At 70.6% G+C, this 23,254-nt stretch carries 26 protein-coding genes; 9 read left to right on the top strand and 17 right to left on the bottom strand.

What is annotated here, in order from left to right; all coding sequences use genetic code 11:
• Positions 1–18: 18 nt before the first annotated feature.
• On the top strand, positions 19–1,035 hold the full coding sequence (locus HOW07_RS17930; protein WP_175118091.1) for an MDR family oxidoreductase: 1,017 nt from the start codon (positions 19–21) through the stop codon (positions 1,033–1,035).
• Between the two features lie 269 nt (positions 1,036–1,304).
• Here HOW07_RS17930 and HOW07_RS17935 read toward each other — a convergent pair whose 3' ends face one another.
• The 9 genes from HOW07_RS17935 to hemQ all read right to left on the bottom strand — a co-directional run bounded on the left by HOW07_RS17935 (position 1,305) and on the right by hemQ (position 9,008).
• A complete protein-coding gene (locus tag HOW07_RS17935) occupies positions 1,305–1,595 on the bottom strand; it encodes a hypothetical protein (RefSeq protein WP_064294905.1) in 291 nt (96 codons plus the stop codon).
• Between the two features lie 111 nt (positions 1,596–1,706).
• Positions 1,707–2,117: a DUF4190 domain-containing protein gene (locus HOW07_RS17940; protein WP_121292115.1), complete on the bottom strand. Its 411-nt coding sequence runs from the start codon at positions 2,115–2,117 to the stop codon at positions 1,707–1,709.
• Between the two features lie 216 nt (positions 2,118–2,333).
• Positions 2,334–2,681, bottom strand: a complete 348-nt coding sequence (locus HOW07_RS17945; RefSeq protein WP_064294907.1) for a hypothetical protein — start codon at positions 2,679–2,681, stop codon at positions 2,334–2,336.
• A 108-nt stretch (positions 2,682–2,789) separates the two neighbouring features.
• Positions 2,790–4,205: a glutamate-1-semialdehyde 2,1-aminomutase gene (locus HOW07_RS17950; RefSeq protein ID WP_175118093.1), complete on the bottom strand. Its 1,416-nt coding sequence runs from the start codon at positions 4,203–4,205 to the stop codon at positions 2,790–2,792.
• On the bottom strand, positions 4,202–5,209 hold the full coding sequence (hemB, locus tag HOW07_RS17955; RefSeq protein ID WP_086475190.1) for a porphobilinogen synthase: 1,008 nt from the start codon (positions 5,207–5,209) through the stop codon (positions 4,202–4,204). The genes HOW07_RS17950 and hemB overlap by 4 nt, the downstream gene beginning before the upstream one ends.
• 61 nt (positions 5,210–5,270) lie before the next feature.
• Complete coding sequence (locus HOW07_RS17960; protein ID WP_071260454.1) at positions 5,271–6,095, bottom strand: uroporphyrinogen-III synthase; 825 nt, start codon at positions 6,093–6,095, stop codon at positions 5,271–5,273.
• The gene (gene hemC / locus HOW07_RS17965; RefSeq protein ID WP_121292111.1) at positions 6,092–7,039 is read right to left on the bottom strand and encodes a hydroxymethylbilane synthase; all 948 of its coding nucleotides are present in this window, start codon (positions 7,037–7,039) and stop codon (positions 6,092–6,094) included. Before hemC ends, HOW07_RS17960 begins: the two co-directional genes overlap by 4 nt.
• Positions 7,036–8,286: a ferrochelatase gene (locus HOW07_RS17970; protein ID WP_064294912.1), complete on the bottom strand. Its 1,251-nt coding sequence runs from the start codon at positions 8,284–8,286 to the stop codon at positions 7,036–7,038. Before HOW07_RS17970 ends, hemC begins: the two co-directional genes overlap by 4 nt.
• The gene (gene hemQ, locus HOW07_RS17975; RefSeq protein ID WP_064294913.1) at positions 8,286–9,008 is read right to left on the bottom strand and encodes a hydrogen peroxide-dependent heme synthase; all 723 of its coding nucleotides are present in this window, start codon (positions 9,006–9,008) and stop codon (positions 8,286–8,288) included. The genes HOW07_RS17970 and hemQ overlap by 1 nt, the downstream gene beginning before the upstream one ends.
• A gap of 91 nt (positions 9,009–9,099) precedes the next feature.
• Between hemQ and HOW07_RS17980 the strand changes: the two genes are divergently transcribed.
• Positions 9,100–9,561, top strand: a complete 462-nt coding sequence (locus HOW07_RS17980; protein WP_121292107.1) for a GNAT family N-acetyltransferase — start codon at positions 9,100–9,102, stop codon at positions 9,559–9,561.
• A 16-nt stretch (positions 9,562–9,577) separates the two neighbouring features.
• Here the strand turns inward: HOW07_RS17980 and HOW07_RS17985 are convergent, their stop codons facing one another.
• The 5 genes from HOW07_RS17985 to hemE form a co-directional block, all read right to left on the bottom strand.
• Positions 9,578–9,829, bottom strand: a complete 252-nt coding sequence (locus HOW07_RS17985) for a DUF3618 domain-containing protein (protein WP_064294915.1) — start codon at positions 9,827–9,829, stop codon at positions 9,578–9,580.
• Complete coding sequence (locus HOW07_RS17990; protein WP_064294953.1) at positions 9,819–10,241, bottom strand: phage holin family protein; 423 nt, start codon at positions 10,239–10,241, stop codon at positions 9,819–9,821. Before HOW07_RS17990 ends, HOW07_RS17985 begins: the two co-directional genes overlap by 11 nt.
• A 17-nt stretch (positions 10,242–10,258) precedes the next feature.
• Entirely contained in the window at positions 10,259–10,720 is a 462-nt protein-coding gene (locus HOW07_RS17995; RefSeq protein WP_228501918.1) for a hypothetical protein, read from the bottom strand.
• A gap of 93 nt (positions 10,721–10,813) precedes the next feature.
• The gene (locus tag HOW07_RS18000) at positions 10,814–12,358 is read right to left on the bottom strand and encodes an NAD(P)/FAD-dependent oxidoreductase (RefSeq protein WP_175118095.1); all 1,545 of its coding nucleotides are present in this window, start codon (positions 12,356–12,358) and stop codon (positions 10,814–10,816) included.
• The gene (hemE, locus tag HOW07_RS18005; RefSeq protein ID WP_285038147.1) at positions 12,355–13,446 is read right to left on the bottom strand and encodes a uroporphyrinogen decarboxylase; all 1,092 of its coding nucleotides are present in this window, start codon (positions 13,444–13,446) and stop codon (positions 12,355–12,357) included. Before hemE ends, HOW07_RS18000 begins: the two co-directional genes overlap by 4 nt.
• Before the next feature lie 120 nt (positions 13,447–13,566).
• Here hemE and HOW07_RS18010 point away from each other — a divergent pair, with 120 nt between their 5' ends.
• Entirely contained in the window at positions 13,567–15,009 is a 1,443-nt protein-coding gene (locus HOW07_RS18010) for a glutamyl-tRNA reductase (RefSeq protein WP_217485412.1), read from the top strand.
• 123 nt (positions 15,010–15,132) lie between these two features.
• On the opposite strand, the gene HOW07_RS18015 is transcribed toward HOW07_RS18010, so the two are convergent.
• Positions 15,133–15,726 carry a DUF4190 domain-containing protein gene (locus HOW07_RS18015; RefSeq protein WP_064294920.1) on the bottom strand — a complete coding sequence of 198 codons (594 nt, stop codon included), beginning with the start codon at positions 15,724–15,726 and terminating at the stop codon, positions 15,133–15,135.
• Between the two features lie 154 nt (positions 15,727–15,880).
• On the opposite strand from HOW07_RS18015, the gene HOW07_RS18020 reads away from it, so the two are divergent.
• Positions 15,881–16,681 (top strand): triacylglycerol lipase, encoded by an 801-nt coding sequence (locus HOW07_RS18020; RefSeq protein ID WP_175118100.1) that lies wholly within the window; start codon positions 15,881–15,883, stop codon positions 16,679–16,681.
• Positions 16,678–17,109 (top strand): NUDIX domain-containing protein, encoded by a 432-nt coding sequence (locus HOW07_RS18025; protein WP_354296025.1) that lies wholly within the window; start codon positions 16,678–16,680, stop codon positions 17,107–17,109. Before HOW07_RS18020 ends, HOW07_RS18025 begins: the two co-directional genes overlap by 4 nt.
• A gap of 171 nt (positions 17,110–17,280) precedes the next feature.
• Here the strand turns inward: HOW07_RS18025 and HOW07_RS18030 are convergent, their stop codons facing one another.
• The gene (locus tag HOW07_RS18030) at positions 17,281–18,186 is read right to left on the bottom strand and encodes a serine hydrolase (protein ID WP_064294922.1); all 906 of its coding nucleotides are present in this window, start codon (positions 18,184–18,186) and stop codon (positions 17,281–17,283) included.
• A gap of 269 nt (positions 18,187–18,455) precedes the next feature.
• The gene (locus tag HOW07_RS18035; protein WP_175118102.1) at positions 18,456–19,226 is read right to left on the bottom strand and encodes an SDR family NAD(P)-dependent oxidoreductase; all 771 of its coding nucleotides are present in this window, start codon (positions 19,224–19,226) and stop codon (positions 18,456–18,458) included.
• Between the two features lie 116 nt (positions 19,227–19,342).
• On the opposite strand from HOW07_RS18035, the gene HOW07_RS18040 reads away from it, so the two are divergent.
• The 4 genes from HOW07_RS18040 (at position 19,343) to HOW07_RS18055 (ending at position 23,250) form a co-directional block, all read left to right on the top strand.
• Complete coding sequence (locus HOW07_RS18040) at positions 19,343–20,071, top strand: SDR family oxidoreductase (RefSeq protein ID WP_064294924.1); 729 nt, start codon at positions 19,343–19,345, stop codon at positions 20,069–20,071.
• Positions 20,068–20,745, top strand: coding sequence for an FCD domain-containing protein (locus HOW07_RS18045; RefSeq protein ID WP_175118104.1), 678 nt, complete (start codon positions 20,068–20,070; stop codon positions 20,743–20,745). The genes HOW07_RS18040 and HOW07_RS18045 overlap by 4 nt, the downstream gene beginning before the upstream one ends.
• A gap of 240 nt (positions 20,746–20,985) precedes the next feature.
• Complete coding sequence (locus tag HOW07_RS18050; protein WP_064294926.1) at positions 20,986–22,272, top strand: sugar ABC transporter substrate-binding protein; 1,287 nt, start codon at positions 20,986–20,988, stop codon at positions 22,270–22,272.
• A 96-nt stretch (positions 22,273–22,368) separates the two neighbouring features.
• A complete protein-coding gene (locus HOW07_RS18055; protein WP_079004060.1) occupies positions 22,369–23,250 on the top strand; it encodes a carbohydrate ABC transporter permease in 882 nt (293 codons plus the stop codon).
• Positions 23,251–23,254: the final 4 nt, after the last annotated feature.

Genomic DNA, 23,254 nt, shown 5'->3' on the forward strand with positions numbered 1-23,254 from the left:
ACCGGAGACAGGAGCACCATGGGCCGCGCATACCTCGTCGAGCAGGTCGAGCACGAGGGTGGCAAACCCACCCGGACGGTCGACCTCCGCGACCTCCCCGACGCTTCACTACCCGACGCCGCCGTCACCGTCGACGTCGAGTACTCGAGCATCAACTACAAGGACGCCCTCGTCCTCACCGGGAAGCCGGGCGTCGTGCGGTCGTTCCCGATGGTCGCGGGCATCGACCTCGTCGGTGTCGTCGCGGCGTCGAGTGATCCCGCTTGGAGCGTCGGCGACCGCGTGGCCCTGTTCGGCGACTGCCTGAGCGAGACCCGGTACGGCGGGCTCTCCGAGCGCGCGAAGGTGCGGTCCGATGCGCTCGTCCGCGTCCCCGACCACGTCTCGAGCGCACAGGCCGCCGCGATCGGCACAGCCGGGTACACCGCGGCCCTCGCCGTGCTCGCGCTCGAGCACGGCAGCGCGACCTCCGGGGCCGTCCGCGTCGGCGGGCTCCCCGTGCTCGTCACGGGCGCGGGTGGCGGCGTCGGAGGCATCGCGATCGCACTGCTGGCCGCCGCCGGCTTCGAGGTCACCGCCTCGACGGGGCGGGTCGACGAGCTGGGTGACGCCCTGCGACGGCTCGGTGCGACGTCGATCGTCGACCGCGCCGAGTTCGCCGAGGCCGGTCGCCCGCTCGGCAGCCAGCGCTGGGCGGGAGCCGTCGACTCCGTCGGCGGTCAGACGCTCGCGACGGTCCTGTCGCAGGTCGAGTACGGCGGGACGGTCGCCGCCTGTGGTCTCGCCGGTGGGTCCGATCTCCCGACGTCGGTCATGCCGTTCATCCTCCGCGGAGTCACGCTCGCGGGCGTGAACTCCGTCGAGGCACCGCTCCCCCTGCGGCAGGCCGCCTGGGAGCGCGCTACCACCGCGCTCGACCTCGATGTCCTCGACACCCTGACCGAGACGGTCCCCCTCGCCGACGCGACGGATGCGGCGGAGCGGGTCCTCGCAGGCTCGGTCCACGGCCGGATCGTCGTCGACGTCCGCGCCTGATCGGGCCCAAGGAACAGGCCCGGCCGTCCCCAACCCAGGAGAGTTGCGGCGCGGCGCACGCCCACCCGGGCGACAGACCGGCCGACTCCTGAGAAAGGGACACTACCGAACCGGCATTACCGAACTCAGGAGAGTTGCGGCGCGGCGCACGCCCACCCCGGCGACACACCGGCCGACTCCTGAGAAAGGGACACCGCGCAGCGCTCCAGGAACGCGACAGCGGCCGGTGCCCGAAGGCGACCGGCCGCTGCCGACGGGACTGCTGAGACTCAGTAGCCGGCGGTCGACATGACCGAGCCGAGCGCGACGGCGTAGAAGATACCGCCGATGATGCCGAGCACGACGAGGATGATGCCGATGATGACACCGATCTTGGCGAGCTGGTTCGGGTAGCCGGCGTCCTTCGACTGCTTCTGCGCGACGAGGCTGATGATCAGGCCGACGAGCGGCACGACGATCGCGAGGATGAGGCCGACGAGGCCGAGCGTCTTGCCCGGGTAGTCGGCGGGCAGGGCGCCGCCCGGCTGCTGCGGGGCGTTGTACTGGGGTGCGTTGGTCATGATGGTTCCTCTCGAGGATGGTAGATGCGCCACGGGCGCGAGCCAACAGTAGTGGGTTAGGTACCCGACAGGCGATGGGGACAACTCCCCAATCGCCCGGATGTCATCGGATTACGGGCAGGTGATGGTGGTCGTGCCGTCGGTGTGGACACCGCTCCCGAGGGACGCACACGCCTCGTTGAACGCCGCAGCTCCGATGGCGATGCCGGCGATGATAGCGATGACGCCGAGCACGATGAAGACGATGGAGAGGATGAGGCCGACCTTCGCGGGCGTGTTCTTGACGCCGGCGTTCTTGGACTGCACGAGCGCGACGATGCTCAGGACGAGACCGACCGGCGTCGCGACGAAGGCGAGCACGAGCCCGACGATGCCGAGCGTCTTGCCGGCGGTCGCGTCGCCGGAGGGAGCTGCGCCGCCGGAGTACGCGGGAGCGGAGCCGTACTGATCCTTCGGGGGCTGCGGCGCCTGGGGAGCCTGCGGCGGCTGGCCGGGATACTCACCGGGAGGAGGAGTCGACATGGCTGTGGTCCTTTCGAACAGGCGGATCTGCGGAGGTTCGAGCGCGCCCAGAATACCGGTCAGACGTCGTTTTGTGCCCTGTTCGAGGGAAATGGTTGCGAACGGCCCTGATCAGCGCCAGGATGCGCTGGCACCGCGCCCACGATCCGGATCCGGACACGGATCCGGATCCGGATCCGGATCCGGCCGAGACCGCCGTGGGTCCGGCAGCTCGTCCTAGTGCAGGTCGAGGGCCGCGATGAGCTCGGCGCTGCGACGGGTCGTGATGATGAGCCGCGAGTACTCCGCGTCTTCGAGATCGATGACGACCGACGGTTTGGTGCCCTTGATGACCAGGAAGTCCATGCCACCGTGGAACTTCCACTGGCCGATGGCGAGCGTCAACGGGATCGCGGTGCCGGGCGCTCGGATGCCCCGGACCCAGATCCACGGGTCGTCGGTGATGGTGGCGGAACGGATGCTCGACCGTGGCACGACGACATTGCTCCGACGCAGCGAGAGCGCTTTGTCGTACGCGGACAGCTCGATCTCCAGTCGGTCGGGGTGCAGACGCAAGGAGGCCATGCCTCTAGTCTGCCAACCCCCACCGACGTTCGCGTTGCCGGAAGTTCACAAAGCGGTAACGCATGCCCTGTGCGACGTCCGACGTCGGCGGCGGGGCGACCGTCCGACTCAGCGGATGGCCGCCGCAGCCGCGCGGGCCGCCGCGGGCAGGGCGTCGACGATGCGCCCGATCGCCTCGTCGTCGTGCGCCGCGGAGACGAACCAGGCCTCGTACACGCTCGGCGGGAGCGACACCCCGGCGTCGAGCATGCGGTGGAAGAAGGCCGGGTACCGGAAGGCGTCCTGCCGCAGGACCGCGGCGTAATCGGTCGGTGCCGTCTCGCTGAAGGCGAAGGAGAACAGGTTCCCGGCGCGTTGCACGGTGTGCGCGACCCCGGCCTCCGTGAGTGCGTTCGAGGTCGCCTCGGACACGATCGCCGCCGCCGCGTCGACCCGACGGTAGACGTCCTGGTCGGCGAGGCGCAACGTCTCGATGCCGGCGGCGAGGGCCACCGGGTTCCCCGAGAGCGTCCCGGCCTGGTAGACCGGCCCGGTCGGCGCCAGCAGATCCATGAGCTCGGCGCGTCCACCCAGCGCGGCGAGGGGCATGCCGCCGCCGATGACCTTGCCGAAGGTGAAGAGGTCGGGCTGGTACACACCGACGGGGATGCTGATGGCGCCGGTCGAGTTCGCGACGGCGTGGTTGCCGGCCTCCCAGGCCTCGGCGCCCGGGACGGGCTCCGTGCCCGGCGCGACGGCGGCGAGTCCGCGGTTGTCGAGTCCCCACCAACCGGCGGAGGAGACGCGGAACCCGGTGAGCACCTCGTCGATGATGACCAGCGCGCCGTACTCGTGCGCGAGCTTCACGACGCTCGCGTTGAACCCCGGAGCCGGCGGCACGACGCCCATGTTGGCGGAGGCCGCCTCCATGATGATCGCGGCGATGTCCTGACCGCGCTCGGCGAAGACCTCGCGGAGTGCCGACCGGTCGTTGTACGGTACGACGATCGTCTGGGCGGCCGTCTCGGCGGTGACCCCGGCGGACCCCGGCAGGGCGAGGGTCGCGACGCCCGATCCCGCTTCGGCGAGCAGGCCGTCGGAGTGGCCGTGGTAGTGACCGGCGAACTTCATGATGAGACTGCGACCCGTGGCACCGCGCGCGAGGCGGATGGCCGTCATGGTCGCCTCGGTGCCGGTGGAGACCATGCGCAGCTTCTCGATCGGCGCGACACCGGACGCCTGGACGCGCTCCTTGACGAGCTCCGCGAGTTCGGTCTCGGCCGGGGTGGACGCGCCGAAGGAGAGACCGCGGGCCGCAGCGGCCTGCACGGCCTCGACGACCTGCGGGTGCGCGTGTCCCAGGAGTGCGGGGCCCCACGCGCTCACGAGGTCGACGTACTGCACGCCCTCGGAGTCGGTGATGTAGGGGCCGGTCGCGGACACCATGAACCGCGGCGTACCGCCGACGGAGCGGAAGGCGCGGACGGGCGAGTTCACCCCGCCGGGGATCGATCGCTGGGCTCTGACGAATGCTGCGTCGTTCATCGGGTTCCTCCTGCACGCAGGCCGCGCGCCTCATCCAACCAACCGGCGAGTTCGACGGCCCAGTAGCTCAGGACGACCTCGGCTCCGGCGCGCTTGATGGACAGCACCGACTCCTCGATCGCGCGTCGACGGTCGATCCAGCCCTGCCGGGCGGCGGCCTCGATCATGGCGTACTCACCGGACACCTGGTACGCCCAGACCGGGATCGACACCGTGTCCGCCACGTCGGCCAGGACGTCGAGGAAGCTCCCCGCGGGCTTCACCATGACGATGTCGGCGCCCTCGGCCTCGTCGATGAGGGCCTCGCGCAGACCCTCACGACGGTTGGCGGGGTCGAGCTGGTACGTGCGGCGGTCGCCCTGCAGTTGCGAGTCGACGGCCTCGCGGAACGGCCCGTAGAGCGCGGATGCGAACTTCGCCGAGTAGGCGAGGATGATCGTGTCGTCGAACCCGGCGGCGTCGAGCGTCTCGCGGACGGCGGCGACCTGGCCGTCCATCATGCCCGAGAGCCCGAGGAGGGCCGAACCCGACTCGGCCTGGGCCAGCGCCATGTCGCGGTAACGGTCGAGCGTGCGGTCGTTGTCGACGCGCCCGCGATCGTCGAGGACGCCGCAGTGTCCGTGATCGGTGAACTCGTCGAGGCAGAGGTCGGTCTGCACGACCAGGGCGTCGCCCACCTCGGCGACGAGCGCACGGGTGGCCACGTTGAGGATGCCGTCGGGGTCCGTCGCGCCGGAACCCACGGCGTCGCGCTCGGCCGGGACACCGAAGAGCATGACCCCACCGATGCCGGCCGCGGCCGCCTCGGCCGCGGCGCGCTTCGCGCTGTCGACGGTGTGCTGCCGGACGCCCGGCATCGAGGAGATCTCGACCGGCTCGGAGACGCCCTCCCGAACGAACATGGGGAGCACCAGCTCCGCCGGGTCGAGTCGCGTCTCGCTGACGAGGCGACGGATGGCCGGCTGCTGCCGGAGACGACGGGGACGGGTCTCGGGAATGCTCACCCGTCCAGCCTACGCGCCGCTACCGACCCGCCCTCCCGGTTCGCGCAGGGCGTGAAGCCGGTCAGCGGTTCTCGTCGCCGGCGTCCTCGTCGCGCTTCTGGCTGAGCGCCACGGACACGATCGCCTCGATCAGCGAGTCGACCGTCTGCTGCTCCGCCACGACGTCGACCCGGAGCCCGTAGCCTCGGGCGTCACGAGCCGTGCGGGGTCCGATCGCGGCGATGACGGTGCTCTCGGGGATCTCGGGGAACTGCGAACGGACCTGCTCCGCCACGCTGCCCGAGGTGACGAGGATGGCACGCACCCGGCCGCTGGCGACGTCGGCGACGATCTTCTCGGCGACCGGGACACCGACCGTGCGGTAGGCGACGACGGACTGGACGTCGTGCCCGGCCGCGATCAGGCCCTCCGTGAGGAGCGGCTTGGCGATGGCCGAGCGGAGCGTGAGGATGCGCTTCGGGTGCGGTTCGAGCGCCGTGAGCTCCTGCACCATGCCCTTGGCGGAGTTGTCCTTCGCCGGCACGAGGTCGACGCTGTAGCCGACGGCGGTGAGTGCGGCAGCGGTGGTCTCGCCGACGGCGGCGACCCTCGTCGTCTCGGGGATCCGGATCCGCTGCGAGGACAGCACGTCGACCGTGGTCGCGCTCGTCACGGTGAGCCAGTCGAACTCGCCCGCCTCAAGCGCCGCGAGCGCGGTCCCGAGGGTCTCCGGGTCGTCCGTGCTGGCGAAGTTGATCATCGGGGCGACGACGGGCGACCCACCCTTGCCACGGACCGTCCCGGCCACCGAGTCGCCCCACGGACCGCCGCGCGGCACGAGGACGCGCCACCCGCCGAGCGGCTTGGTGGCGGTGGGAACGGTGTTCGACTTCGTCCAGTCCTTCACGCAGCGCCTCCCAGCGGGGCGAGGTCGGCTGCGCCGGCCTCGATGAGCTCGTCAGCGAGCGAGACTCCCAGCGCGTCGGCCGCTTGCAGCAGCTCCCGCCCGTGTCCGTCGCCGGAGAACCCCTCCGCGCGGCTCTCCCGGTGGATCATCTCGGTGCCGTCGAGCGAGTAGACGGCGGCCTGCAGCACAAGGTCCTCGTCGTCGAGCCACGCTGCGGCGCCGACGGGAGCCGAGCAACCGGCCTCGAGTCGACGGAGCACGGCCCGTTCCGCCGTGGCCTGCCATCGGCTCGGCGCGTGGTCGAGCAGCGCGATGGAACCGGCGATGGACGACTCGTCGTCGTCGAGGCACTCGATCGCGAGCGCCCCCTGCCCCGGCGCGGTCGGCCAGGTGTCGAGGTCGAAGAGCCCGGTGACGGCGTCGAGCCGTCCGAGGCGGGTGAGACCGGCGGCCGCGAGGACGACGGCGTCGAGGTCATCGTCGATGCGGCGCAGGCGGGTGTCGATGTTGCCGCGGATGTCGACGACCTCGAGGTCGGGCCGGATGCGCTTCAGCTGAGCGATCCGACGCGGTGAGCCGGTGCCGATCCTGGCCCCCTGCGGCAGCTCGTCGAGCGAGCGGTCGTCCGAGGCGCACAGGGCGTCGCGTGGATCCTCGCGCATCGGCATGGCGGCGATCGTGAAGCCCTCGGCCGGAGCCGTCGGGAGGTCCTTCAAGGAGTGCACGACGAGATCGCACGCGCCGTCGAGCAGGGCGTCGCGGAGCGCGTTGACGAACACGCCCGTCCCGCCGATGGTCGAGAGCGACTCACGACTCGTGTCGCCCTGCGTCGTGACGGTGACGATCTCGACATCCTCACCGGTGGCCGCCGTGAGGGCGTCGGCCACATGACCGGTCTGCGCCAGCGCCAGGGCGCTGCCGCGGGTTCCGATACGAAGGGTCATGGGGCGATCCCCGAGAACGCCGGTTTGAAGCCCAGCCGGGCGTTCTCGCAGCACCCGGGGCGGCAGACGTCGTACCAGGGGCCGAGGTCGGTCATGTGCGGTCGTTCCTCGACGGGCGTGCCGTCGCGGCGCTCGAGGACGAGGTCGACGAGTCCCTTGACGTAGGCGGCGGCGGTGCCCGGCGTCGGGACGCGGACGGCGGCCAGGCCGTGTTCGCCGGCCGTCTCGATGGCCTCGTTGTCGAGGTCCCACATGACCTCCATGTGGTCGCTCACGAAGCCGAGCGGCACGATGACGATCGCCTTGCGGCCGGCGGCGGGCAGCTCGGCGATCGCGTCGTTGATGTCGGGCTCGAGCCACGGCATGCTGGGCGGGCCCGACCGGGACTGGTAGACGAGCTGCCACGGCACCGAGACGCCGCTGCCGACCGCGCCACCGAGGACACCGGCCTCACGGAGCTGGTCGATGGCGTTCGCCATGACGACCTCGGCCACCGCGAGGTGCTGGGCCTCGTACGCCCCGTGGTCGCCGAAGCCGCGGAAGTCGGGGCCGGAGCGCGCGGCGTCGCCGGTGGGGATCGAGTGCGTCGCGAAGAGCACCTCGATCTCCGTCTCGGCGGAGAGCTCGGGCTGTTCGCGCAGGTACTCGGCGATCGCCTCACGGACACCGTCGATGAACGGGGTCACGAAGCCGGGGTGGTCGAAGAACTGACGCACCTTGTCGATCTGGATCTCGCCCTGGAGGTTCGTCTCGTCGACGGCGATCGCGAAGTCCTCGCGGTACTGCCGACAGCTCGAGTACGAGGAGTAGGCGCTCGTGGCGATCGCGATGAGCTTCGTGAAGCCGCGCTCGTGCGCCTCGGTCAGCGCGTCGCGCAGGTACGGATCCCAGTTGCGGTTGCCCCAGAGGACCGGGAGGTCGATGCCACGGGACGCGAGTTCGAGCTCCAGGGCCGCCTTGAGCGCACGGTTCTGGTCGTTGATGGGGCTGACGCCGCCGAAATGGCGGTAGTGGTGGGCGACCTCTTCGAGACGCTCCTCGGGGATCCCGCGCCCGCGCGTGACGTTGCGGAGGAACGGGATGACGTCGTCCTGGCCCTCGGGCCCGCCGAAGCCGGCGAGGAGGATGGCGTCGTAGTCCGTCGGCTCGGAGACGTGCTCAGGACCGGCCGCTGCGGCGTCGGTCGCGCCGCGGACGATGCGCTCGGGGGCCTCGGCTCCGGTGCTCCCCAGGTTCATGGCTGCCATCAGCGCACCACTTCCAATGCCTCGGCGGGCGTGATACGGCGGCCCGTGAAGAACGGCACCTCTTCGCGCACGTGGCGGCGAGCTTCGGTGTTGCGCAGGTCGCGCATGAGGTCGACGAGTTCGACGACGTCGTCGGCCTCGAGCGGCAGGAGCCACTCGTAGTCGCCGAGGGCGAAGGAGGCGACGGTGTTGGCGAGCACACCCGTGAACGCCGCACCCTGACGGCCGTGCTCGGCGAGCATCTTGCGACGCTCCTCCTCCGGCAGGAGGTACCACTCGTAGCTGCGCACGAAGGGGTACAGGCAGAGCCAGCCCTTCGGCTCGATGCCGCGGAGGAACCCGGGGACGTGCTGCCGGTTGAACTCGGCGTCGCGGTGGACGCCCATGGCGTTCCAGGTGGGTGCCAGCGAACCGAGGATGGCGGTGCGGCGCAGCTCGCGGAGACCGGCCTGCAGGCCCTCGGCGGTGTCGCCGTGGAGCCACAGCATGAGGTCGGCGTCGGCGCGGAGGCCGGAGACGTCGTAGATGCCGCGCAGGGTCACGCCCTGGGCTTCGACGAGTGCGATGGATGCTTCGAGTTCGGAGACATGCTCTTCGCCGAGCGGCAGCGCACTCGCCGGCTCGCGGCGCAGGACAGCCCAGAGGGTGAATCCTGAGGGGCCAGTCGGGGTGGCTGAGTCGGTCGGGTGGTGCGATGCCTCGGCAGAGGCCGGGTGAGTCATAGTCCTATCCTCACCCAGTTCGGTCGATTGGGCAAAAGGGGCAGGTCACGATTGACACCGAGCCCAGCCTCACCGGCGATACAGTCGGGTGATGACCAGCGAGCAGCCTCCCGTCCAGTACCACGTCGCCAGAGCGGCCGAGATGGATCCGGTGACGCTCTACCGTGTGCTGAAGATCCGCGTCGACGTCTTCGTCGTCGAGCAGACGGCGCTCTTCGCCGATCTCGACGGACGCGACATCGAGGACGGGACCCTCATCGCCTGGGCGCAGGAGGGCGACGAGGTGCTCGCGACGATCCGGATCCTGGCCGAGGCCGAGCACTCGGAGATCGGACGGGTGGCCACGGCGTTCACCGCCCGCGGGCGAGGTCTCGCCGCGGAACTGATCCGCCGCGCGGTCGCCGACCACGGGCATCGGGAACTCCGCATGGGCGCCCAGAAACGCCTCGCCGACTGGTACGGCCGGTTCGGGTTCGAGATCAGCGGCCCCGACTATGTGGAGGACGACATCGTGCACGTCCCGATGACGCGCGTCGCCACGCCGAGCGACTGACCGGCGGCGGGACGCGTCAGCGCACGATGGCGCGGACGATGCCCCATACGGCCAGCCCCGCCGCACCGGCGAGGCCCGCGACACCGGCGTAGAAGACCGCCGGGCGTTCGACCTTGACGGTCGCGATCTGCACGATGGCACGACGCTTGGCGCGGTGCACCTGCTTCGGGACGTTGAGCTTGTCCTCGATCGCGTTCAGTGTGGCGACGAGCTCGGCACGAGCCTGCTCGGGCGAGGGCGTCGCCCCCGGGAACTGGTCAACGGTCATACTCGCCGAGTCCCTTCACTGCCTTGATGTCTTCCTTCACGTTGTCCATCGGGCTCGGGTCCTCGTTGATCTTCTTGAAGTAGCGCAGCGCGATCAGTACGAGGACCGCAGCGACGAGGACGAAGAGCACGAAGACGCAGAGCGCCGCCAGCCACGAGGGCATGACGAGCGCGAGCGCGAGGATCAGCACTGCGACGAGCACGCCGACCGCGAAGAAGAGGAACACCGCGGCACCGGCGACGAAGGCCGCGCCGATACCCGCGTACTTGCCCTTGTGGGCGAGCTGCGTCTTGAGGTTGGCGATCTCTGCCTTGACCAGGTTCGAGACGACCCCCGGCAGCTGGCCGACGAGGGTCAGGAGGGACTCGTCGCGCTTGTCGTAACGCGGCTCCGACCGGTTGCGGTCACTCATGAACGGCATCGTCGGTGCTACTCGCCGCTCTTGGGCTTCGGAGCCGTCGTCTTGGGCGCGGCAGGCTTGCGCACTGCGGGCTTCGAGGCCGACGACGTCGAGGTGCCGGAGGCCGTGCGTGCGTCCTTGACCGTCTCGGACACGTCCTGGACGGTGTCCTCGGTCTTCGAGATGGCTTTATCGAGCTTCTGGCCGGGCGTCGAACCCTGCTGGCTGACGACCTTCGCGACGGCGCTGACGCCGCTCCACAGAGCCGCGGGGACCTCACTGATGCGCGCCTTGGCGAAGTCCTCGACCTTGCCGCGCTGCGCGCGCACCGGCTTCGCGTTCCACAGCTTGACCCACTGCGTCTTGATCTGCTCGTAGCGTTCGCGTCCGGCGCGGGTACCGAGCACGTAGCCCGTGAGCCCACCGACGACGAACATGACCTTGCCCTTCATGGCGCCTCCGTCTGTTCGAGTGGTGCTGTGATGCTGCATCCAACGGGACCAGCGTAGTCGGGTGTCACTCCCACGCCACCATCCGGTCGGGGGTTGACAGGAAAAGATGCCGGGTCGGGCATATGGGCGCGTCTACCGCTGCAGCGCCTGATGGCGGAGTCGTGCCGCCGCCTCGTGGGCGTCGGGGACCACCGAGGCGAGCCCCGTGCCCGACAACCAGGCACCCGTGACCGCGAGGTCGGGCACCTCGGCCACCGCTTCCCGGATGGCCGTCGAGCGTTCACGCTGGCCGCGCGCGGCGGTCGGTTGCGTCCCCGTCCAGGAGATGCGGTGGAAGCCGCGGACGCTGCCCGGGTCGAGCTGGACGCCGAGCATCGCGGACGCGTCGTGCAATGCCGTCGAGAGCAGCTCCTCGTCGGTCAACGCGCTCGTCGCGTCGGCCTCGCCCTGACGGCCGAAGGACAGGCGGACGACGTGGCGGTGCTCGCCATGCTCCTTCGCGCGGTCGGCGAGCCAGGCCCACTTCGCCGTCGCGTGGGTGAGCGCCTTGGCGTGGAGCGTCGAGCCGGGTGCGACGAGCAGCCCGGAACCACGCGGTGCGGCGTCGAGTGCCGGTTCGTCGAGCACGATCGTCACGAGTTCGATCGGCGCGGGCAGGACCGGGTCGCCCGCATCGTCGCCGGCGGCGGGGAGGTCGCGGAGCGCCGGCCCGACGTCGGCCAGCAGGTTGCGGGCCGGCTGCTCGGGCGTCGCGATGAGGACGAGATCGGCCTCGAGCACCCGACCGTCGGTCAGGGCGACGTACCAGGGGGCCTTCGACGCGCCCGCGGCGGCGGGACGCTCGCTCATCCGCGGGAGGCCGGCGTCGCCGAGGCCGACACCCGGTCCGTCCACGTCGATGTCGAACGGGTTCCGGGAGATCGCCGTGACGGCGACGCCGGTGATGAGCGCCGACCCCCACCGCTCGAGCTCCGCGGTCAAACCGTCGACGAGGACGGTCATCCCACCATCGAGGCCACCGACCGCGGCACCGGCGGGCGCGTTCTCCCGGAGGGCCGCGACGGCGAGGGACAGCGCCCCGGTGCGGGTCAGCGCGGCGTTCAGTCCAGGAGCCGCGCGGTCGACGTCGAGGTCGTCCGGAGCGGCCGAGTAGACGCCCGAGGTGACCGGTGCGACGAGGAGGTCGTGGACGGCCGCGCCCATGCGCTTCCGGACGAGCGCACCGAGGTTGTGCTCGGTGCCGATCGTGAGCGGCGGGCGGATGCGGTCGAGATAGGCGCGCAGGGCACCTTTCCAACCGATGACCCGACGGACGTCGTCGGCGAGGGGGTTCGTCGGGATGCCCAGCAGCCCCGCCTTGGGGAGCGGGACACTCCGCTGCGGCTGCCCGGGCTTGGCGACGTGCAACCAGGCCCCGGCCCGATTGGGACGCACGACGCGGTCGGTCAGTCCCAGCTGCTCGATGAGCTCGGCGACCGAGCCACCGCGCGTCGCGAAGCTCTCGGCACCGACGTCGACGCGGAGACCCGCGACCTCGGCGGCCGCGAGCGCGCCACCGAACGACTCCTGCGCATCGACCACCGTGACCGAGATGCCGACCTTGGCGCAGTCGACCGCGCCGACGAGTCCGGCCACACCACCGCCGATGACGACGAGACGCTTCGGCTCGAGACTCATGCGGGCTGCCAATCGTGGGCGAGGGCGACGATGCGGGTCAGGACGTCCGGGTCGGTCTCGGGCGGGACCCCGTGGCCGAGGTTGAGGACGTGCGACGGCGCCGCCGTCCCGCGCTGGAGGATGTCGAGGACGTGCGCCTCGAGGACCGGCCATGGGGCGGCGAGCAGTGCCGGGTCGATGTTGCCCTGCACGGGCACGCCGCCACCGAGGCGTCGGATGCCCTCGTCGAGGGCCAGCCGGTAGTCGATCCCGACCACGTCGGCGCCGACCCGGTGCATCGCGCCGAGCAACTCACCGGTCCCGACGCCGAAGTGCACCTTCGGGACGGGGAGGTCGGCGACGTGCGCGAGCGCGGCCCGGGAGGCCGGGGCGACGTGACGCTCGTAGTCCTCGAGGGAGAGCGCCCCCGCCCAGGAGTCGAAGAGCTGCGCGGCCGACGCGCCGGCGAGCACCTGGGCGCGGAGGAAGCGACCGGTGACGTCCGCGCACCAGGCCATGAGCTTGGCCCACGAGTCCGGATCGGCGTGCATGAGGGTGCGGGCGGCGAGGTGGTCCTTCGACGGCCCGCCCTCGACGAGGTAGGCGGCGAGCGTGAACGGCGCGCCCGCGAAGCCGATGAGCGGGGTGCGGCCGTCGCCGATCCCCGCGAGCCCGGCGACGGTGAGCGCGACGCCCTCGCGGATGGGCGCCAGTGTGTCGTCGAGTACGGCCGGATCGAGCGCGACGAGCGCGTCGACCTCGGCGGCCGTCCGCACCGCCGACCCCATGACGGGACCACGGCCCGGCACGATCTCGACCGCGACGCCGGCCTGCTTCAACGGCACGACGATGTCGCTGAAGAAGATGGCCGCGTCCGTCCCGTGCCGTCGGATGGGCTGGAGGGTGATCTCGCTCGCCATCGCCGGGTCGAGGCAGGCGTCGAGCATGGCCGTCCCGATCCGCAACTCGCGGTACTCGGGCAGCGACCGGCCGGCCTGCCGCATGAACCAGACGGGCGTCCGCTCGGGACGGGTGCCGCGGTACGCGGTGATGAGCGGCGACGACCGGGTCACGCCGGTGACGAGGGGGTGTTCGGGTGGGAGACTCACCCCTCCATCCTCCCATCTCCGCCCTGAGAGGGAGGGGCGTGCGTGCGATCGGGTGAGGGTCACCTGGGTGGCTTCCCGGAGAGGCCGACGTGCCCGCTCGGGTAGACTCGTCGGGTGCTCATGTGTGTGACGGCGAGCCATAAGAACGCCACCTTCGACCTCCTCGAACGACTCTCAGTCGGTGCCGAGGGCGTCGCCGCGCGCCTGGTCGAGCACCACGAGTGCGTCTCGGGTGCCGTCGTCGTGGCCACCTGCAACCGGTTCGAGGCGTACATCGACCTCGACGAGCCCGTCACCGCCGCCGCATCCGTCGCCTTCGAGGCCGCTGCGGAGGCCGTCAGCGAGACCACAGGCATCCCCGCCGAGCAGCTGCGGGAGGTGTTCGACCTCAGCGTCGGCACCGCAGCCGCCGAGCACCTCTTCGCCGTGTCGGCCGGACTCGAGTCCGTCGTCGTCGGCGAGGGCGAGATCGCCGGCCAGGTGCGTCGCTCCCTCGAGGCAGCTCGCGCCGGTGGCACCACCAGTTCCGAACTCGAGCGCCTGTTCCAGCGCGCGTCCCAGACCTCCCGCGGCATCAAGAACCGCACGCCGCTCGGGCGCGCCGGGCGCTCCATCGTGCGTCTCGCCCTCGACCTCGCGGAGAGCCGTATCGACGACTGGGCCACGCAGCGCGTGTTGCTCGTCGGCACCGGTGCGTACGCCGGCGCGAGCCTCGCCGCCCTCCGCGACCGCGGCGTCACCGACGTCCTCGTGTACTCGCCGTCCGGCCGCGCCGAGAAGTTCGCGCGCTCCCACGAGATCGGCTGGATCGGACACGACGACCTCGCCCGCACCACCGGTGAGGTCGACATCATCGTGACCTGCACCACCGCCGAGGGCCACGTCGTCGACGCCGAACTGCTCCGCGCGGGTCGCACGGCCGTCGCCGCCGACCACCGCGCACGAGCCGCGGCCGCCACGGACGCACCGACGCTCTCACTGGTCACCCCGGCCGCTCCCGAGCCCACCGGGGTCTCCGCCCTCGTCCACGACGTCATCACCGAAGCCGCCGCCGAGTGCCCGGTGCCGCACGCCTCGGCCCAGCTCGTCATCGACCTCGGCCTGCCGCGCAACGTCGACCCCGACGTCTCCACCGTTTCCGGTGTCGTCCTGCTCGACCTCGAGACCATCCGCATCCACGCGCCGCTCGAGGAGCTGCAGGCCACCGAGGTCGCGCGCTCCATCGTCAGCCGCGCCGCGCAGAAGTTCGCCGCGGTCGGCGAGGAGCGCAGCCTCGAGCCCGCGGTCGTCGCGCTCCGCAGCCACGTGCACGCGCTCGTCGAGGCCGAGGTCGCCCGTGCGACCGCGCGTGGCGACGACGACGGCTCGACCGCCCGTGCACTGCGGCACCTCGCCGGAGTGCTGCTGCACGAACCGACGGTGCGCGCACGGAACCTCGCCCGCAACGGCGAGCAGGCCGCGTACACGACGGCGCTGCAGACGCTCTTCGGCATCGACGTCCCGCAGGCACCGGCGGTCGTCGCTCCGGTCGCCGACACCGATTCGGCAGCTTCCGCCTCCTAGGCTTCCGACCCCACTGAGCCGTCTGGTCCCTGAGCCTGTCGAAGGGCGGGGCGCTCGAACGACGAACGGGCACCGGCGCGATGCCGATGCCCGTCATGATCCGCCTGCCGAGCAGGCCGTGGATCAGTAGTCGTAGTTGTAGCTGCTCGCGGTACCGATCGCGCCGGCGATGAGCAGGACGTAGAAGATGATGAAGATGACACCGACGAGGACCGAGACGCCGCTCACGATCGTGCCGGCGAGGGCCAGGCCGCGGCCCTGCTCACCGGTGCGCTTGATCTGACCGAGCGCGATGATGCCGAGCACGAGGCCGACGACGCCGAACCCGACGAACGGGGCGATGAGCGAGATGATCGCCATGACGTTCGTCTTCGGGCCGGTCGGCTGCGCGTAGCCGTACGGAGCCTGGGGCTGACCGTAGGGAGCGGCGGGCTGACCGTAGGGGTTCTGCTGCTGACCGTAGGGAGCGGCGGGCTGACCGTAGGGGTTCTGCTGCTCCCCGTACGGAGCCTGCGGCTGGCCGTACTTGGGCTGCTCGCCGTACTGCGGAGCCTGCTGGCCCGACTGCTCGCCGTAGGGCGAGGGCTGACCGTACTGCGGCGCCTGTTCCCCGTACTGCGGAGCCGGCGGAACCTGCGATTCGCCGTAGGCCGGCTGCTGGGGGTTCTGGCTCTGACCGTATGGGTCGTTCGGCTGGCCGGAGTTCGGATCAGTCATGAAGGTGCACCTCGCGCATAGGGGTTCGACGAACGGACTCATGCTTGCAGCGTGCCGTCGCCTTGTCAACACAGGGTAACCCGCGATCCCTGATGTTCACTGGGCTCGCGCGGCGCGCACCGGAGGCGGTGGCAAGATGGACGAGGGGGTGCGGATGGACGAGGAATCGGTGGCGGAAGCCGAGGACGTCTCGCTCGCCGACGCCCCGCCGGTCGCCGAGCGACCTGGCGCGCTGGCCATCGCCGGGATCGTCGCCGCCGACTGGGTCCACTCGGTCGTCTGGCACACGCGGGCCTTCTTCAGCGGCCGCATCCCGACGGAGTACGCCCGTGGCGACGCGGGTCGACCGGTCGTCGTCCTCATCCCCGGCGTGTACGAGACCTGGGCGTTCCTGAAGCCGGTGGCCGACCGCCTGAACGCCGACGGCTACCGGATCCGCATCGCGCGCGGCCTCGGCTACAACCGCAAACCCATCCGCGACACGGCGGCCCGCTTCGCCCGCGCGCTCGGGCGGTTGACGAAGCCCGCCGCGGGGTGCGTCATCGTCGCGCACAGCAAGGGAGGGCTCGTCGGGAAGGAGCTGCTCCTCACCGAACGCGAGCGGCTGGGCCTGCTCGGGGTCGTCGCGATCTGCTCGCCGTTCTCCGGATCGGTGCTCGCGAAGTACGTGGTCGACCCGAGCCTCCGTGCGTTCCTCCCGACGGACGAGACCATCGTCGCGCTCGGCGCCCCGCACGACGCCAACGCCGACATCGTCTCGATCTACAGCACCTTCGACCCGCATGTGCCGTCCAGCAGCGTGCTGCCCGGAGCGACGAACGTGCTCCTCCCGGTGCCCGGTCACTTCGTGATCCTCAGCACGGACGAACTCAAGGACGCCGTGGAACTCGCCGTCGACGGGTTCGCCGACCGGGTGCGGCCCGCGCTCGACCCCGAGAGCCCGGCCGACCGGTGAGCCGTGCACCCGCGGGCTCGGGCAGCCCGCTCCCCGACATCCTCGTGTCCGCGGTCGCGATCGTCCGCGGACGGCGGGTCCTCATGGTGACCGCTCGCGGTCGTGACGTCCTCTACATGCCCGGCGGGAAGATCGACGCGGGCGAGACGCCGGCCGAGGCCGCCGTCCGGGAGGCACGCGAGGAGGTCGCGGTCGAGATCGATCCGGCGCGGGTCTCGCCGTTGTTCACGGTGGTCACGCAGGCGCACGGTGAGCCCGACGGCCGGCTCGTGCGGATGCACGTCTTCGCGGCAGAGACGGATGAGACACCGACGCCCTCCGCCGAGGTGAGTGCGGTCCACTGGGTGGGCACGGAGTCACTCGACCGCTGCCCGCCCGCGGGGCGTGAGGTGCTCGAACGCCTGGCGGCCGCGGGGCTCATCGACTGAGTGGAGGGCGGGGTCCGGTCCCTGAGCCTGTCGAAGGGTGAAAGCCTCAGCACCGGACTGCCCTTCGACAAGCTCAGGGACCAATGAGGTGAGCCCTTCGACACGCTCAGGGACCGGAGGAGGTGAGCCCCCCCCCCCGACACGCTCAGGGACCGGAGGAGCGAGACCGGCTCAGTGGACGTACTCGAGGAGGTCCTGGCCGAGGATCCGGACGGCGTCGACCACCCCGAGGCGCGTGCCGAGCTCCGTGTCGTCGTAGCTCGTGCACACGGCGTAGCTCACGGCGCCGTTCGGGCCTCGGAGGATGCCCGCCTCGGCTCGCACACCGACCCCGGATCCGGTCTTGTTGAAGAGTTGGATGCCGTGGTCGGGCTCACGGTGAGCCAGCGGATCGAGCCCGAAGCCCGAGGCGACGAGCGAGAGGTCCGTGTTCAGCGACAACCAGGCCAGGACCCGGCGGCTCGTGGTGGCGTCGACGATCTCGCCCGTCGCGAGCGCCTGGAACAGCCAGGCGAGTTCGCGGGCGGAACCGACGGAGAGCTGCGGTGCGTTGTCGGGGCCGCGGTGGTCGCGGACGATGTCGAGGAGTGCCGTGCGCTTCAGCCCGATCTCCTCGGCACGGTGGCGGACGGCGTCGAGACCGATGTGGCGGAGCAGGACGTTCGTGGCGAGGTTGTCGCTCGTCGCGCCGACGAGGGCCGCGAGGTCGGCGACCGGGAGGGACGGCGCTTGGAGGTGCTGCCAGATCCCGGAGTCGGCGACCGCGTCGAGCGGCTCGCGGTCGAGGATGGTGAGGCCGCTGAAGTCGGCGTCGCCGAGGCGGGCCGCGACCTCGATGAGGAGGAGGACCTTGCCGATCGAGGCGGTGGGCACGACGACGTGGTCGTCGGCCGACATGAGCATCTCGCCGGTGGTGATGTCGTTGATCCGGAGGCTGACCTGCGCGCCCGACGCGGCCAGCTCACCGAGGGCGCTGAACCCGCGGGTGAAGGGTTCGATCTGGGCTGAGGCACGGTGGCGCCCTCGACGCGCATCGCGCGAACGGCGACGTTCCGACTCGTGCACTCGTGAAGCCACGGCTGACCGAACTCCTCTGCTCCAGATGGTGATCCCGACGATCCTGCGGCTGTGGACCTGCCCCGGTCAGCCCACTCGACGGCCCTCCGCCGACCCGCGCAGCGGGCCTCCGGATGTGCCGTCCACGGTATCGTAAGCGGCCTTCGCGCTGGCTGCGAATCCGGGCCTGGGAACGTCGTTCCCGGGCGCGTCGGTCCGACATCCGTCGCTTCCACCACCCGCGAATCCGGCCTGTCCACCGCCCGGATCCTGTCAGATCCAGAGCCTGATCAGGCGCGAGCGCGGGCTGGGAACTGGGTCGCGAACTTGCCGCCACTGACGTCGATCAGCGCCCCGGTGACGTAGCCCGCCTGGTCGCTCGCGAGGAACCGGACGACGTTCGCGACGTCCTCCGGTTCCTCCCAACGACGCACCGAGAGTGTGTCGAGGAGTTCGTCCTGCTGCGCCGTCGGGAGCTCGGCGAAACCGTTCATCGCCGTCGGCACCATGCCGGGGGCGTAGGCGTTCACCGTGATGTCCCACGGTCCCAGCTCGCTCGCGAGGACCCTGGTGAGCTGCACCACCGCGGACTTCGACGCCGCGTAGGCCGCGCTGCCGACGCTCGGGATGACCGCGGCGAAGCTCGCGGCATTGATGATGCGCCCGGAACGCTGTCCCTTCAGATACGGGATGACCGCCTTCGACACCCGGAACACGCCGCCGACGTTGACGTCGAAGCACCTGGTCCACGCGGCGTCACTCGTCTCCTCGAGCAACGACTGCACGTTGATCCCGGCGTTGTTCACGAGGACGTCGATCCCTCCGAGCTCGGCGGCGGCCGCCGCGACCGCGCTCGACACGGAGTCCTCGGATCGCACGTCACACGTGATGGCGACGAGGTCACCGTGGTGGGTTGCCACGAGCGCGTCGAGGGAGGAGACGTCGAGGTCGAGCACCGCGACGCGGGACCCCTCGGCGAGGAAGGACTCCACGAGGGCGAGCCCGATCCCCCGAGCACCCCCGGTCACGATCACCCGTCGCTCCGTCAGGTCCAGCAGCATCGGTGTCTCCCGTCGTCCGAGCGCAACCCTCGACGCGTCGACCCGGTGCCGACGGCCGCGTACGCACCAGGCGAGTAAAACATACTTATGGTCGCCCGGCTCGCTACACTGGCGCCATGACGGATCGAGTGCTCTGGGTGACGGGTGGCGGCAGCGGTATGGGACAGGCCGTGGCGGTGTCGGCCGCAGAGGCGGGATGGCGCGTCGCCGTGACGGGGCGGCGGCGCGAGGCGCTCCTCGAGACGGTGGAAGCCGTCACCTCCGCCGGCGGTGTGGCCGTCGACGCGGAGGCCGACGCGACGGACCCCGCTTCGCTCGCCCGAGCCCATGAACGCATCGTCGCCGAGCTCGGCCCGGTCGACGACCTCGTCACCGCGGCGGGCCTGAACGCACCCCGGCGCCGGTGGGACGACCAGACGATGACGGAGTTCGCCGCGATCGTCGACACCAACCTCACCTCGGTCGCCCGGACGATCGACCTCGCGCTGCCCACCATCCGCGACGCGCAGGGACGGATCGTCGTCATCTCCTCCTTCGCAGGCTGGCGCTTCTCGACCAAGGGTGGCGTCGCCTACAGTGCGAGCAAGACCGCGCTCGCCTCGCTCTGCGCGACCCTCAACGAGGAGGAGGGACTCCACGGCGTCGGCGCCACCCACCTCTGCCCGGGCGACGTCGACACCCCGTTCCTCTCCATGCGGCCGCAGGTGCCGGACGCGTCGGCACGCGAGACGATGCTGACGCCCGGGGACATCGGCCGCGCCGTGCGGTTCATCCTCGACGGCCCGCCGCACGTGCGGATCGACGAACTCGTGATCTCCCCCACCCGTCCGTCAGCACGGGCGTGAGTCGCGCACCGGGGACATCGGCCTTCGAACGCACGCTCGACCGGATCGGCACCGACATCGTCGACGGCGGACTGCCCGCCGGCACGGTGTGCACGGTGGACGAGCTGGTCGACCGCGCCGGGCACTCACGGTCGGTGGTCCGGGAGGCGACCCGTGTGCTCGCCGGCATGGGACTCCTCGCCAGCAAGGCCCACGTCGGCCACACCGTGCAGCCGTCGTCGAGCTGGGACTGGTTGCAGCCCCGAGTCCTCCGCTGGGCGCTGGCGAGCGGGCAACGGGAGTCCACCCTCCTCGCAATCCGCGAGCTCCGTACGGCGACCGAGCCGGAGTCGGCACGGCTCGCGGCCGAGCGACGCAGCGACGACGACGCCCGTGATCTCCGCGAGACGAGCGAGGCACTCCGCTCGGCGGCGGCTCGCCAGGATCCGATCGCGTTCCTCGAGGCCGACCTCCTGCTGCATCGCCTCATCCGACGGGCGGCGGCGAACCCGATCCTCGACCGGGTCGGCGACGCCGTCGACGAGGCCCTCCGGGATCGCGTGGACCGACTGCCCGGCGACGGCATCGACCACCACGACGCGGCGTTGCACACGGACCTCGCGTCGGCGATCGAGGCGCAGGACGGCGAGCGGGCCGCCGCGACGATGCGCGTGATCATCCTCCGCACGGCTTGACGACGGTGGCGGCCGACCGCCATCCACACACACGGTTCTCGCAGCTTCGTGAAACACGTCCGTCACGCAGGTAACGACCGTGTTGCAGTGCTGGAAAATATTTGCAAGCTTCCTGTACTTATTGAATACTGTTTCCACACCCACTGAAAACAGCAGGGATCGACCGCGGTTTCCCGGTCATCACGGATCCCGGGCCAACGACGGTCCGGACTCCCGATCCCAGAATCGAGGAGCAGCACCATGCGCAAGCGCACCCTTCCGCTGGCCGTCCTCGCCACCGCGGCACTCGGCCTCACCGCCTGTGCCGGTGGCGGTTCCGGCTCAGGCGACGTCTCGGCAGACGGCCAGACGCTCACCGTCTGGATCATGCAGGGCACCAACCCAGACTCCGAGGCCTTCTTCAAGGAGGTCGGCTCGGCCTTCAAGAAGGAGACCGGCGCCACCCTCAAGGTCGAGTACGTGCAGTGGGCCGACGCCCACGACCGCTTCGTGACGTCGATCGCCGGGAACACCACCCCCGACGTCGCCGAGACGGGCACCACCTGGACGGCCGAGTTCGCCGATGCCGGCGCCCTCGCCCCCATCGGCGACTACGTCGACAAGGCCGGCCTGAAGGACGACCTCGTCAAGGGCCTCGCCGACTCCGGCACCTACGACGGCGAGCTCTACGGCATGCCGTGGTACGCCGGCGTCCGCTCGATCGTCTACCGCACCGACGTCTTCGAGGAGCTCGGCCTCAAGGCGCCGACCACCTGGCAGGAGATCATCGACGCCGGCACCGCGATCAAGGCCGCCAAGCCCGACATGATCCCGTTCCCCGTCCCCGGTGACGCCGAGTTCACGGCGTACCCCTGGGTCTGGGGCGCCGGCGGCGAGGTCTCCGAGCTCGACGGCGACACCTGGAAGTCGGGTCTCGCGAGCGACGACTCGCGCAAGGGCATCCAGTTCTGGACCGACCTGGCCACCAAGTACGACCTCTCCTCCTCGGGCGCCACCACCTGGAAGGAGACCGACGTCCTCGACAACTTCGTGCAGGACAAGGTCGCCATGGCGATCATGGGCTCCTGGACCCCGGCGACGATCGTCCAGAAGAACCCGGAGCTCGAGGGCAAGTTCGCCGCCATCCCGATCCCGGGTGAAGACGGCGGCATGTCGCCCTCCGTGCTCGGCGGTTCGCACCTCAGCATGTTCAACACCTCGAAGAACAAGGACCTCGCGTTCCAGTTCATCGAGATGATGACCACCGGCAAGTTCGCCTCCGAGTGGGCCGAGCAGACCGGGTACTTCCCCGGCCAGACCTCGCTCCTCAGCGACTCGACCGAGAGCGACGACCCGCTGGTGAAGCCCTTCGCCGAGCAGTTCGTCGACGGCGGCGCTTCCCTCCCCGTGACCCCGAAGTTCGGTGCGGTGCAGGCGAAGAAGACCACCAACGCGATGATCCAGGCCATCCTCTCCGGGAGCAAGTCGGTCGACCAGGCGACGACCGACGCCGCCAAGGAGATGGACGACATCATGAACGGCAAGTAGCCGATCGTGTCGACCCTCACCCCGCCCACGGTCGCCCGCGAAGCCCCCGCTTCGCGGGTGGCCGGGGGCCCCTCCCCCAAGCGGCTGCGCCTCCTGATGCGCACCCGCCCCTGGCTGCTGCTCACGCCGGCGCTCCTCATCCTCGCCGTGCTCCTCCTCTGGCCGCTCATCCGCGTCGTCCTGTTCTCCCTGCAGGACTACGGCCTGCGCGAGATCGTCAGCGGCGACACCAACTTCAACGGCGGCGCGAACTACGCCGAGGTCTTCGCCGACCCGACCCTCTGGACCGTCGTCCTCCCGAACACCGTCCTCTTCGCCGCCGCGGCCGTCATCGGTACCGTCGTCCTGGGCACCCTCGTCGCCCTCCTCATGGCGAACCTCGGCTCCTTCTGGCGCACCATCGTCGGCAGCGCCATCATGGTCGCCTGGGCGATGCCCGCCGTCACCGGCACCTACGTCTGGGTCTGGATCTTCGACGCCGACCGCGGCATCGTCAACCAGACGCTCATGGGGCTCGGGCTCATGGACGAGCCCTTCAACTGGTTCACGAACCAGTTCACGTTCTACGGCATCGCGCTGCTGAACGTGATCCACCATGGCTTCCCCTTCGTGGCCATCACCGTCCTCGCCGGCCTGCTCGGCGTGTCCAAGGAGATGCTGGAAGCCGCCGAGATGGACGGGGCGGGCGCGTTCCGTCGCTTCTTCCAGATCACCTTCCCGTCGCTGCGTCAGGTGTTCTCGGTCGTGATCATCCTGTCGACCATCTGGGACTTCAAGGTGTTCGCGCAGATCTACCTCATGCCGGGTGGTTCCGGCTCGAACCGCGAGGTGTTGAACCTCGGCGTGTGGTCGTACGTGGAGTCCTTCGGACAGAACCGCTACGGCTTCGGCTCCGCGATCGCGGTGCTGTTGACGCTCGTCCTGCTCGGCATCACGATCGTCTACATCCGCGCCCTCATGAAGGAGGACGAACTGTGACCAC

The sequence above is a fragment of the Plantibacter sp. MCCC 1A11337 genome (assembly GCF_013349365.1).
GTDB classification, from domain to species: Bacteria; Actinomycetota; Actinomycetes; order Actinomycetales; family Microbacteriaceae; genus Plantibacter; species Plantibacter flavus_A.

What these genes read in the sequence shown, in the direction of transcription:
- HOW07_RS17930 (WP_175118091.1), top strand. Translation starts at nt 19, where the DNA reads ATGGGCCGCGCATACCTCGTCGAGCAGGTCGAGCACGAGGGTGGCAAA.
- HOW07_RS17935 (WP_064294905.1), bottom strand. Translation starts at nt 1,595, where the DNA reads ATGACCAACGCACCCCAGTACAACGCCCCGCAGCAGCCGGGCGGCGCC.
- HOW07_RS17940 (WP_121292115.1), bottom strand. Translation starts at nt 2,117, where the DNA reads ATGTCGACTCCTCCTCCCGGTGAGTATCCCGGCCAGCCGCCGCAGGCT.
- HOW07_RS17945 (WP_064294907.1), bottom strand. Translation starts at nt 2,681, where the DNA reads ATGGCCTCCTTGCGTCTGCACCCCGACCGACTGGAGATCGAGCTGTCC.
- HOW07_RS17950 (WP_175118093.1), bottom strand. Translation starts at nt 4,205, where the DNA reads ATGAACGACGCAGCATTCGTCAGAGCCCAGCGATCGATCCCCGGCGGG.
- hemC (WP_121292111.1), bottom strand. Translation starts at nt 7,039, where the DNA reads ATGACCCTTCGTATCGGAACCCGCGGCAGCGCCCTGGCGCTGGCGCAG.
- HOW07_RS17970 (WP_064294912.1), bottom strand. Translation starts at nt 8,286, where the DNA reads ATGGCAGCCATGAACCTGGGGAGCACCGGAGCCGAGGCCCCCGAGCGC.
- hemQ (WP_064294913.1), bottom strand. Translation starts at nt 9,008, where the DNA reads ATGACTCACCCGGCCTCTGCCGAGGCATCGCACCACCCGACCGACTCA.
- HOW07_RS17980 (WP_121292107.1), top strand. Translation starts at nt 9,100, where the DNA reads ATGACCAGCGAGCAGCCTCCCGTCCAGTACCACGTCGCCAGAGCGGCC.
- HOW07_RS17985 (WP_064294915.1), bottom strand. Translation starts at nt 9,829, where the DNA reads ATGACCGTTGACCAGTTCCCGGGGGCGACGCCCTCGCCCGAGCAGGCT.
- HOW07_RS17990 (WP_064294953.1), bottom strand. Translation starts at nt 10,241, where the DNA reads ATGAGTGACCGCAACCGGTCGGAGCCGCGTTACGACAAGCGCGACGAG.
- HOW07_RS17995 (WP_228501918.1), bottom strand. Translation starts at nt 10,720, where the DNA reads ATGCAGCATCACAGCACCACTCGAACAGACGGAGGCGCCATGAAGGGC.
- HOW07_RS18000 (WP_175118095.1), bottom strand. Translation starts at nt 12,358, where the DNA reads ATGAGTCTCGAGCCGAAGCGTCTCGTCGTCATCGGCGGTGGTGTGGCC.
- HOW07_RS18010 (WP_217485412.1), top strand. Translation starts at nt 13,567, where the DNA reads ATGTGTGTGACGGCGAGCCATAAGAACGCCACCTTCGACCTCCTCGAA.
- HOW07_RS18015 (WP_064294920.1), bottom strand. Translation starts at nt 15,726, where the DNA reads ATGACTGATCCGAACTCCGGCCAGCCGAACGACCCATACGGTCAGAGC.
- HOW07_RS18020 (WP_175118100.1), top strand. Translation starts at nt 15,881, where the DNA reads ATGGACGAGGAATCGGTGGCGGAAGCCGAGGACGTCTCGCTCGCCGAC.
- HOW07_RS18035 (WP_175118102.1), bottom strand. Translation starts at nt 19,226, where the DNA reads ATGCTGCTGGACCTGACGGAGCGACGGGTGATCGTGACCGGGGGTGCT.
- HOW07_RS18040 (WP_064294924.1), top strand. Translation starts at nt 19,343, where the DNA reads ATGACGGATCGAGTGCTCTGGGTGACGGGTGGCGGCAGCGGTATGGGA.
- HOW07_RS18050 (WP_064294926.1), top strand. Translation starts at nt 20,986, where the DNA reads ATGCGCAAGCGCACCCTTCCGCTGGCCGTCCTCGCCACCGCGGCACTC.
- HOW07_RS18055 (WP_079004060.1), top strand. Translation starts at nt 22,369, where the DNA reads ATGCGCACCCGCCCCTGGCTGCTGCTCACGCCGGCGCTCCTCATCCTC.